Source organism: Paracoccus binzhouensis (assembly GCF_016446475.1).
Classification (GTDB): Bacteria; Pseudomonadota; Alphaproteobacteria; order Rhodobacterales; family Rhodobacteraceae; genus Paracoccus; species Paracoccus binzhouensis.
The window spans coordinates 26,384-38,179 of the sequence record NZ_JAEHFP010000031.1 but is presented as its reverse complement, the minus strand read 5'-3'; the positions used below and the strand labels follow the sequence as shown (position 1 = coordinate 38,179).

Sequence of the window (11,796 nt, the reverse complement as noted above, 5' to 3'; positions counted from 1 at the left end):
GCCCTCACCTGCGCAGCTTCTGGAAGGAAAAATATATAGGCGACCGACAGGGAAATCGCGAGGGCCAAGAAGCTTTGCGACAGAACCGACTGCATTCCTCTCCTCCCTGTCTCCTCTCTTGATGGTCCGGGCGGCACGGGGCCGCGGCGGCGCCGGCAGTCAATGCCAATGCGCGCGTTTCGAGGTCTGGCCGATACCGGGGTTCAGGCTGTTGGTCGGGTCCAGCTGCCGATAGAAGCCCGCCAGCTCCGGCTTGGCGTGGTAAAGGTGGCCGACATTGTGCTCGGCCGGGTATTCGGCGCCGCGTCCGTCCAGCAGGCGCCACATCTCATGTTCCACGGAAAGGCAGTCGTGGCCCTTTTTCACCACGTAGTCCTGATGGAAGACGTGGCAGAAGAAATGCCCGTAATAGAGCTTCTTATCGATCTTCGCGTCCAGCTCGGGCGGCAGGCGCTCGACCCAGTCGCGGTCGTTGCGGCGCAGGGCGATGTCCAGCGCCACGATGTCCTCGACCGCGCGGGCATGGATGGCGCGATAGCGCACGGCGGCGCCGGCCACGGCGAAACGGTGCAGGAAGGCGGCCTTGCCCTCTTCGGGGGTGCATTCGAACATGTCGCCCTGCGCCGAAGGGAAGATCCCGGTCAGGTAGGCGCGCGCCTCGGCGATGCCGTCGCCGCCCATACGCAGCAGCAGGTGGTGCTCGTAGCGGTCGCGGAAATCGTTCATGCGCTTGGGCAGGTGCTGGGGCATCAGCGCCGCGATGCCCTGCGCCAGCCGGTCCGAGAGGGTGGCGCCCAGCCCCAGCCGCTCGGTCAGCGCGTCCATGCGCGCCTTGGCGGCGAACAGCGCCGGCATGCGGTCGGTGCCGGCATGGCGGATGAACAGGAAGGTGTCCTTGCCGTATCGCGCCGCCACGTCATAGGCCTCGCGGTGGATGTATTCGCCGGCGATGGGCAGGCTGCGGAAATGGCCGAGGATGTGGCGGCGGATCCCGGTCAGCTCGTCCGGATCGTTGCTGCCGATATAGAATACCGCCGTGTCCTTTTCGGCCTGGAACGTGTCCAGCCGCACGGCAAAGACCGCCAGCTTGCCGGCGCAGCCGGAGGATTCGTGCAGCCGGCGCGGATCGGCGTTGAAGCGGGCCGGCGTTTCGGCCTCAATGTCGCGGACATGGTCGGCATATTCGCGGTCCGAGGCCCAGGCGTCGGTCGGCGCGGGGGCGGGCAATTCGCCCCTTTCGACGCGGGCGAGGATGGTTTCGGGATCGTCGCCGAGGTCGAGGCCCAGGTGGTTGACCAGCGCCACCGAGCCGTCGGCGCGCACCTCGGCGTAGAGGCTCATTTCGGTATAGGCCGGGCCGCGCTGGATCAGCGCGCCGCCGGAATTGTTGCAGATGCCGCCCAGGACCGAGGCGCCGATGCAGGACGAGCCGATGACCGAATGCGGCTCGCGTCCCAGGGGGCGCAGGCGCTTTTCCAGCGCGTCCAGCGTGGCGCCGGGCAGGCAGAGCACCTGTTCGCCGGCGCCCAACAGATGGATGCCCTTGAGGCGCATGACCGAGATCAGCACGATCTCGCGGTCGTAATCCTGGCCCCAGGGGGTCGAGCCGCCGGTCAGCCCGGTATTCGCCGCCTGCAGGATCACCGCGCGGCCCGAGGCGACGGCGACGTTGAGCACCCGCCACATCTCGACCAGCGAGCCGGGCCGCACCACCGCCGCAACCGGCCCCTCGCCGTAGCGGAAGCCGCGGGTATAGCGGCGGGTGGCGCGCGGCGTGGTCAGCACCTGCGCCGCCCCGACGATCTGGCGCAGCCGGTCCAGCAATGGCCCGCGCTCTGCCTCGGCCTGGCCGGGTGCCGTCATGGTGTCCCCCTTGCGTCATGCGGCCCGCTGCCGCGCAGATCGCTTTACCTTCCCCAGCACTTTAGTAAAATAATTTGACCATTTGGGTCAAGCGGGAAATCAATTGCACCAGATCCGGCGATTCAGCTATCTTCCAAGGCCGGATGCCGCAGGCTAAAGCCCTGAAATTCCGGCAGCCCCGAAGGAGTCGAGCATGGCCAGCGAAGTGAACAAGGGCGCCCCCGCCGCGGAAACCACCGCCCGGCATATCGAGGACCTGATTCTCGAAGGTTCGCTGCGCCCCGGCGACCCGCTGCTGCCCGAGCGCGAGATGGCGCTGCGCCTGAACGTTTCGCGCCCGACGCTGCGCCAGGGCATCCGCCTGCTCGAGGAGAAGGGGCTGATCGTCGCGGATCCGGGCGGCGGGCGGCGGGTGGCGCCGCTGGCCACCTCGATCACCGATCCGCTGGTCGAGCTGATGGCCTCGCGCGGCGAGGTGGTGGACGACTACCTGGAACTGCGCGGCACGCTCGAGGGCATGGCGGCAAGCCTGGCCGCGACGCGGGCCAATGATGTGGACCGTGCGATGCTGACCCGCTGCATGGAGCGCATCGACCTGGCCCATGACGAGGCCGACCCCCGCCACGAGGCCGAGGCCGATGTCGACCTGCATATCGCAGTCTACGAGGCCAGCCACAACATCGTGCTGCTGCAGATCATGCGGGCGCTGTCGGGCATGCTGCGCAAGGGCGTGTTCCACAACCGCGAAAAGCTTTATGCCCGGCCCGAGGTGCGCGATGTGCTGCGCGCCCAGCATCGCGCCATCCATGACGCGATCATGGCCCGCGACCCCGAGGCGGCAGCCCGCGCCGCCCAGGATCACATGAGTTATACCAAGCGCGTCCGCGCCGAGATCATGGCCGCCGAGGCGCGGCTGGAAATCTCGCTGCGCCGCATCGAGGGCGGCAGCCTGACCAGCCGGAACTGAACGGCTTTGCCGCTTCCGGCATCTGTGCCATCATGATTCCTGCAACTTCAGGGAGATGGCGCATGGACAGGATGGACAGGCTGGCCGCCCGGATCGACGGGCTCGAGGGTCGGCTGATCGCGCATCGCCGCATGTTCGGCAAGCTTCTGGCGCTTTCGCCCGAAAGCGTCCGGGCCGAGTTGCTGGAATGGCTGGAAAGCCGCGAGGTCATGCTGGACGGCCAGGAGGACCCCGGCGCGCTTTCCGGTCCCGAAGCGGCGCTGGAACTGGCGCTGTCGGATGAGATGCGGCTGCTGCACGAGCATCTATCCGCCGCATCGCGGCACTAGCACTTTCTCACGGTTTGCGTTAACGCTAACATAAGCATGCCGCCGCGAATCCGGGGAGGAAGGCGGCAGAAACCGAGGCTAGCCCAAGACCATTTCGCTGGAGGAGTTTTTCATGAATCCTGTCGAGCCCGTCCACAGCACACCGGTGCTTCTGCTGATCGCCGCTGCGGCGGTGCTGGTGTTGCTGGTGTTCATCATGCGGTTCCGGCTGCATGCCTTCGTCTCGCTGGTGCTGGTCAGCCTGCTGACCGCGATCGTCGCCGGCATTCCCATGGGCGACGTGATCCCGACGCTGCTGCAGGGTTTCGGCTCGACGCTGGCCACCGTGGCGCTGCTTGTCGGCTTCGGCGCCATGATCGGCCGGCTGCTGGAACTCACCGGCGGCGCGCAGGTGCTGGCCGACCGGCTCATCGGCCAGTTCGGCGCCGACCGCGCCCCCCTGGCGCTGGGCATGGCCTCGCTGCTGTTCGGCTTCCCGATCTTCTTCGATGCCGGGCTGGTGGTGATGCTGCCGATCATCTTCAGCGTCGCCTATCGCTTCGGCGGCTCGGTGCTGCTTTACGCGCTGCCCGCCGCCGGCGCCTTCGCGGTCATGCACGCCTTCCTGCCGCCGCATCCGGGGCCGGTGGCGGCCGGCGACCTGCTGGGCGCCGATATCGGCCTTTTGGTGCTGGTCGGCCTGGTGGTGGCGCTGCCGACCTGGTTCCTGGGCAGCTATCTGTTCGGCCTCTGGGCCGGCAAGCGCTTCGTGCTGCCGGTCCCGGAACTGCTGGGCGCCGTCGATGCCGGGCACCACGACCGCGTGCCGCCGACCTTCGGCACCGTGATGCTGGTGCTGCTGCTGCCGCTGGGACTGATCTTCCTCAATACCGGGCTAGGCACCCTGGTCACGGCCGGGGCCATCGACGGCGATGCGTTCTGGGTGACACTGCTGCGGCTGGTCGGCCAGACGCCGGTGGCGCTGCTGATCACCGTGATCGTCGCCATGTTCCTGCTGGGCCGCGGCCGCTCGGCGGTCGAGATCGAGAAGCTGATGGACAGCGCCCTTGGCCCGATCTGCGCCATCATCCTGGTGACCGGCGCCGGCGGCATGTTCGGCGGCGTGCTGCGCGCCAGTGGCATCGGCGAGGCGCTGGCCGGCAGCCTGGATGCCATCGGCATGCCGCTGATCGTCGCGGCCTTCGTGATCTCGATGGCGCTGCGCGTGGCGCAGGGTTCGGCCACGGTGGCGCTGACCACCACCGCCGGGCTGATCGCGCCCACGGTGGCGGCGACCACCGGGCTTTCGGAATTCGACCGCTGCTTCCTGGTGGTGGCCATTGCCGGCGGCGCCACGGTGCTGAGCCATTTCAACGATTCCGGCTTCTGGCTGGTCGGCCGCTTCCTGCAGATGGACGAGAAGACCACGCTGAAGACCTGGACGGTGATGGAGACGCTGCTGGGCGGCATCGGCTTCGGCTTCGCCCTGATCGGCTGGTGGCTGCTGTGAGCGGCGCCTTGCAGCACATCGTCGTCATGGGTGTCTCCGGCAGCGGCAAGAGCACCACCGGCGGCGCCCTGGCCGCGCGCATGGGCTGGCCCTTCGTCGAGGGCGACAGCTTCCATCCCGCCGCCAATGTCGCCAAGATGCAGGCCGGCACGCCGCTGACCGATGCCGACCGCGAGCCCTGGCTGCGCGAGCTTGCCGCCGAGATCGGCCGCAACGAGGCGCGCGGGCAATGCTCGGTCATCGGCTGCTCGGCGCTCAAGCGGGCCTATCGCGACATCCTGCGCAGCGGCGCGCCGCGGGTGCGTTTCCTGCATGTGCACGGCACGCGCCGGATCCTCGAGGACCGCCTGACCCATCGCGAGGGGCATTTCTTCCCCGCCAGCCTGCTCGATTCCCAGCTCGCCACCCTGGAGATGCTGGGACTGGACGAAGACGGCGCCCTGGTCGACATGGCGCTGTCGGTCGAGGAGCAGGTGGAGGCGGCCCTGCGGCTTCTGGGCCTCGGCCCCGCCGCCGCCCGGGCCTGAGGGCCTGCGCGGGCGCCTGGCCGCGCGGATCCCGGGCCGCGATTGCGGCGTTGGGCCCTGTCCCGCCGGAAGGAGAGCCGAGATGAGCTGGAACCCCGCCCTTGAGCCAGGCTGCCCCGATGCAGTCGGCATCGACCAGATCGAGACCCTGATCGTCCCCCGCTCGCGCGATCTCGGCGGGTTCGAGGTGCGCCGCGCCCTGCCGGCCCCGAGGCGGCAGATGGTGGGACCGTTCATCTTTTTCGACCAGATGGGTCCGGCCGAGTTCCTGACCGGGCAGGGCGTGGACATCCGCCCGCATCCGCATATCGGGTTGGGCACCGTCACCTATCTCTATCGCGGCGATTTCCACCACCGCGACAGCATCGGCAGCGACCAGGTGATCCTGCCCGGCGCGGTGAACTGGATGGTGGCGGGCCGCGGCGTCAGCCATTCCGAGCGCACCTCGGCTGCCGGCCGCGCCGGGCCGCACAGCCTGTTCGGCATCCAGACCTGGATCGCCCTGCCCGAGGACCGCGAGGACATGGCGCCGATCTTCGAGCATCACGGCAAGGAGACGCTGCCGGAGTTCGAGGCCGAGGGTGTGCATGCCCGGCTGATCCTGGGCCATGCCTATGGCAAGGCGGCCCCGGCGACGCTGTATTCGGAAACCTTCTACCTGGACGTGACCCTGGCCCCCGGCGCCCGCTTCCCGCTGCCCGACGATCACGAGGACCGCGGGCTCTACATCACCTCGGGCTCGGTCGGCATCGCCGGGCAGGAGTTCGAGGCCGGGCGGATGATGGTGTTCCGTCCCGGCGACCGCATCACCGTGGCCGCCGGTCCGCAGGGTGCGCGGCTGATGGCCCTGGGCGGTGCGACACTGAACGGGCCACGATTCATCTGGTGGAATTTCGTGGCCTCGTCGAAGGAGCGGATCGAGCATGCCAAGGAGGAATGGCGTGCCGCGCGCTGGGGGCAGGGACTTTTCGACCTGCCGCCCACGGATCGCGACGACCATATTCCGCTGCCCTGACCGCTGGTCGCGGCCGGCCGGGCACAGGTGGTATCCGAGTAATTGCATCGGGCATTGCGCGGCCCCGGGATTGTCCCTAGACAGGCGGCGAAGCTGCCGCGCCGCCAGCCGTGACCCGTTCGCCTGCCTTCCGACGCATGCCCGCCGCGCCCGTGCCGCTTTGCCGAATTTCCGCAAGGTTCTGAAAGGATGGACGCAAGATGAGATTGACCGGGCCGAGATGGACCATGTCCGCCGCCGCCATCACCCTGGCGCTGGCGGCCGGTGTCGCGCCGCTGGCCGCGCAAGAGGCCGCGCCCGCCGCGATCACGGCCGCCCGATATGCCCCGGCCGCGCTGCGCCAGGATGTCGTCAGGGGCGCCTATGAGCTGCTGGACGCGCCCGAGCTGGGCATCCTGTTCGTTGCCGCCGCCCCCAGTTTCGACGAGGGCACCTCGGGCGCGGTCTACATGCTCGACCGCGACGACCTGCATGTCATCCGCCGCATCCAGTTGCCGCGCCGCGCCTTCGCGCTGGGCATGGACCGCGAGGCCGGGCGGCTTTACGTCGGCAACACCCTGGACGGCTCGCTGACGGTGCTGGACGCGAAAAGCGGCCTGCCGCTGGACACCATCCAGCTGGGCAAGAAGCTGGAGGACGAGGGTTTCGAGCATACCCGCATGATCGAGGTCGATCAGAAGACCGGCCATGTCTTCGTCTCGAGCCCTTCCGAGACCGGCACCGTCTGGATCGTCGACGGCCGCAAGGGCGAGCTTCTGCACCGCATCGACGATGCCGGGCTCTGGGCGGCCGGGCTGGCGCAGGACGCCGCGAAGGGCCGGGTCTATGCCAGCGGCGGCGGCATCGAGGAGATCGCGGTGATCGACAGCGCCACGGGCGAACGGGTCGACGGGATCGCCACCGGCGACACCACCGAAGCCGGCAAGGAAGCCTCGAAGCATTTCTTCGTCAACCTGGCCATGGACCCGCAGGGTGGCCGGCTGTTCGCGGCCGATGCCGAGACCGGCCAGCTCTACGTCTTCGACGCGGCCGAGGGCAAGCTGCTGAAGACCGTGCCGGTCGGGCCGGGCACGCTGGACGTAGCCTATAACGCCGCCCGGGACGAGATCTATCTCACCTGGCGCGGCGTCACCCGCGAGGCGCCCGAGGGCACCGGCGGGCTGCTGGTCGTGGACGGCAAGGATTACGCGGTCAAGCGCAAGCTGTCGCTGCCGGTGCATCCCAACAGCCTGGAGGTCAGCCAGGACGGCGCGCGGCTGTACGTCAGCATCAAGGCGCCGATGGAGGAGAAGCATCCCGCATTCCGCAAGGACGCGGTGGATTCGGTGCTGCGCCTCGACTTGGCCCGGCTGGCCGAGGTGAAGTGACGCGAAAGGCCGGCCCCGCGGGACCGGCCATGGCGGGACGGGCGGGGGCCTTCGGGCCCCTTGCCTTATTCCGACAGGATGCGCACCGCACCCTTGTCGGCCGAGGCGGCGAATTGCGCATAGACCCTGAGCGCGGCCGAGACCTGGCGCTGGCGCGGCTGCGCGGGCTTCCAGCCCTTGGCGTCCTGTTCGGCGCGACGCGCGGCCAGCTCGTCCTCGGGCACCGCCAGGCGGATCGAGCGGTTGGGGATGTCGATCTCGATCAGGTCGCCGTCGCGCACTAGGCCGATGGTGCCGCCGGCCGCCGCCTCGGGGCTGACATGGCCGATGGAAAGCCCCGAGGTGCCGCCCGAGAAGCGCCCGTCGGTGATCAGCGCGCAGGCCTTGCCCAGCCCTTTCGATTTCAGGTAGCTGGTCGGATACAGCATCTCCTGCATGCCCGGCCCGCCCTTGGGGCCTTCGTAGCGGATGACCACCACGTCGCCGGCCTCGACCTTGCCGGTCAGGATCCCGGAGACGGCGGCGTCCTGGCTTTCATAGACCTTGGCGCGGCCGGAAAACACCAGGATCGATTCGTCCACGCCGGCGGTCTTCACGATGCAGCCGTCCAGCGCGATATTGCCCTTCAGCACCGCAAGCCCGCCATCCTTGGAGAACGGCGCCTTGGCCGAGCGGATCACGCCCTTTTCGCGGTCGAGGTCCAGGTCAGGCCAGAGCGTCGCCTGGCTGAACGCCACCTGCGTCGGCACGCCGCCCGGTGCGGCCAGGAACAGCTCGCGCGCAGCTGGGTCGTTGCTGCGGGCGATGTCCCATTGGTCGATGGCGGCGCCGATGGTGGGGGCATGCACGGTCGGGCAGTCGCGGTCGATCAGCCCGGCGCGGTCCAGTTCCCCAAGGATCGCCATGATGCCGCCGGCGCGGTGGACGTCCTCCATATGCACGTTGGCGGTGTTCGGCGCGACCTTGCAAAGGCAGGGCACCTTGCGCGACAGCGCGTCGATGTCGTCCATGGTGAAATCCACCCCGCCCTCCTGCGCGATGGCCAAGAGGTGCAGCACGGTATTGGTCGAGCCGCCCATGGCGATGTCCAGAGACATGGCGTTCCGGAACGCCGCCTTGCTGGCGATGGCGCGGGGCAGGACGCTTGCGTCGTCTTGTTCGTAATGGCGGCGCGTCACCTCGACGATGCGGCGGCCGGCTTCCAGGAACAGGTTCTTGCGCAAGGCATGCGTGGCCAGCGTCGAGCCGTTGCCGGGCAGCGACAGGCCAAGGGCTTCGGATAGGCAGTTCATCGAATTGGCGGTGAACATCCCCGAGCAGGAGCCGCAGGTCGGGCAGGCGGCCTCCTCGATGGCGGCAAGGTCCGCGTCCGAGACCTTGTCGTCGGCGGCCGCGACCATGGCGTCCACCAGGTCCAGAGAGACCTTGCGCCCGTCGCCCAGCGTGACCTTGCCCGCCTCCATCGGCCCGCCCGAGACGAAGATCGCCGGGATGTTCAGCCGCATCGCTGCCATCAGCATGCCCGGCGTGATCTTGTCGCAATTCGAGATGCAGACCATGGCGTCGGCACAATGGGCATTCACCATGTATTCGACCGAGTCGGCGATCAGCTCGCGCGAGGGCAGGGAGTACAGCATCCCGTCATGGCCCATGGCGATGCCGTCATCGACCGCGATGGTGTTGAATTCCTTGGCGATGCCGCCCGCCGCCTCGACCTCGCGCGCGACCATCTGGCCCAGGTCCTTCAGGTGCACATGGCCCGGCACGAACTGGGTGAAGCTGTTCACGATGGCGATGATCGGCTTGCCGAAATCGCTGTTCTTCACCCCGGTCGCGCGCCAGAGGCCACGAGCCCCCGCCATGTTGCGGCCATGGGTGGTGGTGCGGGAACGGTATGCGGGCATGGCTGGGATCTCTGTCGTCTGAATGTCCGTGCTGAGCGGCCAGTATCACAAGCGGATCGGCGAAGTTATCCCTTATCACGCTGGGCGGCGGGGGCTAGCCCAGATTTGATCGGTCCGCCTGGCCAGCCAGCCCGCGCAGGATGCGCCGGCTGCGGCGAAGGATGGTGATCGCGGTCAGCGCCAGCACCAGTGCCAGCGTCCAGCCCAGCGCCGGCCAGGCCGCGCCGGCGATCCAGGCGCCGACCTGCAGCAGCGCGCCCAGGGTCACCGCGGCCATGCGATGCGACTTGGCCCCCGGCCCGCGGAAATCCGAGCCGAGCCCCGAGGCGCGGCCGAATTCGCGCAGATAGGCGGTCAGCATCGCCAGCGCCCCGGCCAGCAGTCCCAGCGCCGGCCAGCCCGCCGCCGCGCCGAAGCCGGCCAGGATGATCAGGTCCGACAGCCGGTCCGGCACCTCGTTCCAGAAGGCGCCATCGGGCGTGCCCAGCCCGCCCTCGACCGCGACCAGCCCGTCGAAGAGGTTGCAGAGCAGCCGCAATTGCGTGAACGCCGCGCCGAGGATGAGCAGCAGCCCCGCCGCCCAGCCTGGACCGGCCTGCGCCGACAGCGCCAGTGCGCCGCCCGCCAGCGCCGCCGCCACGACCGAGCCGGCCGAGATGCGGTTCGGCGCCACGCCGTTCTCGACCAGCCGCCGGGTGACATGGGCGGCCCATTTCGTGTTGCGGCTGGCGATCGGCCGCCGGCTGAAATCCTCGCTCATAACCACCCCCATGCCAGGATATGCAGAAAGATCGGTGCCGAGAACACCAGGCTGTCCAGCCGGTCCAGGATGCCGCCATGGCCCTGCACCAGCGTGCCCCAGTCCTTGACGCCGCGGTCGCGCTTGATCGCCGACATGATGAGCCCGCCCAGGAAGCCGAATGTGGTCACGGTCAGCGCGATCAGCCCCGCCTGCCACCAGCCGAAGGGCGTGAAGGGTGCCAGCGCCACTCCCAGCGCGCTGGCGCTGAGCACGCCGCCGACCAGCCCTTCGACCGTCTTCGAGGGCGAGACGCGCGGCGCCAGCAGGTGCCGCCCCAGGGCCTTGCCCCAGACATATTGCAGCACGTCCGAGGCCTGCACGACCAGGATCAGCCAGGCGACCAGCGTGAAGGCGCTGTAAGGGTAGCCGGGAATGTCCAGCGTCAGGATCGCCGGGATATGCGAGACGCAATAGACGCAGACCATCAGCGCCCATTGCGTTTCCGACACCCTTGTCAGGAAACCCTGCACCTCGCCCTTCATCACGGTGACGACGGGCAGCAGCAGGAAGCAATAGACCGGGATCAGCAGCGCGGCAAAGACCGGCACCTCGAAATAGACCAGCAGGTATTGCAGCGGCAGGACGGCGTAGAAGGCGATGGCGAGCCCGTCGTGATCGTCGCGCCGCGTGTGGGTGATGGTGGCGAATTCGCGCAGCGCCGCCATGGAACAGAGCGCGAAAAACAGCGTGATCGCCCCGGCGCCCAGGGTGAAGATCAGCGCCAGCACGCCGATCATCACCCACCAGGCCCGGATGCGGTCGGCGAGGTTCTGCGCCATCTCGCCCTTGACCCGGCCCGAGCGGATCAGCAGCCGCGCGACCAGCGAGGCCAGCAGCAGGAAGGCGAAGAGCCCATAGAAGAAGAAGGCCGAGGGGGAATGGAAACGCTCCATGGATCAGCCTTTCTGTTCGGCCAGCGCCAGCATCGCCGCCGAAAGCCGGGTCAGGAAATCCTCGCGGCTTTCGCCGGTCTCGACCCGCATCGGCTGGCCGAAGCGCACGGCGCAGTTCAGCGGCACCGGCAGGAAGGCACCCTTGGGCAGGATGCGGTCCAGGTTCAGGATCCAGGCCGGCACGATCTCGGCCTGGGGCACCGCGCGGGCCAGGTGGAAGATGCCGGATTTCAGCGGCAGAAGCCGGGTGTCGGTCAGGTTGCGCGTGCCCTCGGGGAAGAAGATCACGTCCTCGCCGCCGTGCAGCACCTCGGCCACGGTCTCGACCGGGTCCGAGCGGCGGCTGTTGGGGTCGCGGTCGATCAGCACGGCGCGGAAGACCTGATGCGCGATCCAGCGGCGCAGGTCCGAGCGTTCCCAGTAATCGGCACCGGCGACCGGCCGGGTGCGCAAACGGCGCTCGGGCGGCAGCACCGACCACAATGCCACGAAATCGGCATGGCTGACATGGTTGGCGACCAGGATGCGCGGTGCGCCCGCGGGTGGCGGCAGGTCGATGGCGCGCAAGCTCAGCAGCAGCCGCGCGGTCGCGACCAGTCCCGCACGGGTCAGTCGCACCGGAATCGTCGCGGTCATAAGC

The 11,796-nt window shown here is 68.7% G+C and carries 11 protein-coding genes; 6 read left to right on the top strand and 5 right to left on the bottom strand.

What is annotated here, in order from left to right:
* Positions 1–159 precede the first annotated feature (159 nt).
* Entirely contained in the window at positions 160–1,863 is a 1,704-nt protein-coding gene (gene dld, locus I9P22_RS09675; RefSeq protein ID WP_199259279.1) for a D-lactate dehydrogenase, read from the bottom strand.
* 193 nt (positions 1,864–2,056) lie between these two features.
* Between dld and I9P22_RS09670 the strand changes: the two genes are divergently transcribed.
* The 6 genes from I9P22_RS09670 (at position 2,057) to I9P22_RS09645 (ending at position 7,557) form a co-directional block, all read left to right on the top strand.
* A complete protein-coding gene (locus I9P22_RS09670) occupies positions 2,057–2,830 on the top strand; it encodes an FCD domain-containing protein (RefSeq protein WP_199259278.1) in 774 nt (257 codons plus the stop codon).
* Positions 2,831–2,892: 62 nt separating this feature from the next.
* Complete coding sequence (locus I9P22_RS09665; RefSeq protein WP_199259277.1) at positions 2,893–3,159, top strand: hypothetical protein; 267 nt, start codon at positions 2,893–2,895, stop codon at positions 3,157–3,159.
* 112 nt (positions 3,160–3,271) lie between these two features.
* Positions 3,272–4,648, top strand: coding sequence for a GntP family permease (locus I9P22_RS09660; protein WP_199259276.1), 1,377 nt, complete (start codon positions 3,272–3,274; stop codon positions 4,646–4,648).
* Complete coding sequence (locus tag I9P22_RS09655; protein WP_332909017.1) at positions 4,636–5,175, top strand: gluconokinase; 540 nt, start codon at positions 4,636–4,638, stop codon at positions 5,173–5,175. The genes I9P22_RS09660 and I9P22_RS09655 overlap by 13 nt, the downstream gene beginning before the upstream one ends.
* Positions 5,176–5,257: 82 nt before the next feature.
* Positions 5,258–6,190, top strand: a complete 933-nt coding sequence (locus I9P22_RS09650) for a pirin family protein (RefSeq protein ID WP_199259275.1) — start codon at positions 5,258–5,260, stop codon at positions 6,188–6,190.
* A 200-nt stretch (positions 6,191–6,390) separates the two neighbouring features.
* Positions 6,391–7,557 carry a YncE family protein gene (locus tag I9P22_RS09645; RefSeq protein ID WP_199259274.1) on the top strand — a complete coding sequence of 389 codons (1,167 nt, stop codon included), beginning with the start codon at positions 6,391–6,393 and terminating at the stop codon, positions 7,555–7,557.
* A gap of 65 nt (positions 7,558–7,622) precedes the next feature.
* On the opposite strand, the gene ilvD is transcribed toward I9P22_RS09645, so the two are convergent.
* From ilvD to I9P22_RS09625, 4 genes are all read right to left on the bottom strand, one after another.
* A complete protein-coding gene (ilvD, locus tag I9P22_RS09640) occupies positions 7,623–9,461 on the bottom strand; it encodes a dihydroxy-acid dehydratase (protein ID WP_199259273.1) in 1,839 nt (612 codons plus the stop codon).
* 94 nt (positions 9,462–9,555) lie between these two features.
* On the bottom strand, positions 9,556–10,221 hold the full coding sequence (locus I9P22_RS09635; RefSeq protein ID WP_199259272.1) for a CDP-alcohol phosphatidyltransferase family protein: 666 nt from the start codon (positions 10,219–10,221) through the stop codon (positions 9,556–9,558).
* Complete coding sequence (locus I9P22_RS09630; RefSeq protein WP_199259271.1) at positions 10,218–11,156, bottom strand: phosphatidate cytidylyltransferase; 939 nt, start codon at positions 11,154–11,156, stop codon at positions 10,218–10,220. Before I9P22_RS09630 ends, I9P22_RS09635 begins: the two co-directional genes overlap by 4 nt.
* 3 nt (positions 11,157–11,159) lie before the next feature.
* Positions 11,160–11,792 (bottom strand): lysophospholipid acyltransferase family protein, encoded by a 633-nt coding sequence (locus I9P22_RS09625; protein WP_199259270.1) that lies wholly within the window; start codon positions 11,790–11,792, stop codon positions 11,160–11,162.
* Positions 11,793–11,796 lie beyond the last annotated feature (4 nt).

Coding starts and splice junctions, on each gene's coding strand:
- dld (WP_199259279.1), bottom strand. CDS start 1,863: ATGACGGCACCCGGCCAGGCCGAGGCAGAGCGCGGGCCATTGCTGGAC.
- I9P22_RS09670 (WP_199259278.1), top strand. CDS start 2,057: ATGGCCAGCGAAGTGAACAAGGGCGCCCCCGCCGCGGAAACCACCGCC.
- I9P22_RS09665 (WP_199259277.1), top strand. CDS start 2,893: ATGGACAGGATGGACAGGCTGGCCGCCCGGATCGACGGGCTCGAGGGT.
- I9P22_RS09660 (WP_199259276.1), top strand. CDS start 3,272: ATGAATCCTGTCGAGCCCGTCCACAGCACACCGGTGCTTCTGCTGATC.
- I9P22_RS09650 (WP_199259275.1), top strand. CDS start 5,258: ATGAGCTGGAACCCCGCCCTTGAGCCAGGCTGCCCCGATGCAGTCGGC.
- I9P22_RS09645 (WP_199259274.1), top strand. CDS start 6,391: ATGAGATTGACCGGGCCGAGATGGACCATGTCCGCCGCCGCCATCACC.
- ilvD (WP_199259273.1), bottom strand. CDS start 9,461: ATGCCCGCATACCGTTCCCGCACCACCACCCATGGCCGCAACATGGCG.
- I9P22_RS09635 (WP_199259272.1), bottom strand. CDS start 10,221: ATGAGCGAGGATTTCAGCCGGCGGCCGATCGCCAGCCGCAACACGAAA.
- I9P22_RS09630 (WP_199259271.1), bottom strand. CDS start 11,156: ATGGAGCGTTTCCATTCCCCCTCGGCCTTCTTCTTCTATGGGCTCTTC.
- I9P22_RS09625 (WP_199259270.1), bottom strand. CDS start 11,792: ATGACCGCGACGATTCCGGTGCGACTGACCCGTGCGGGACTGGTCGCG.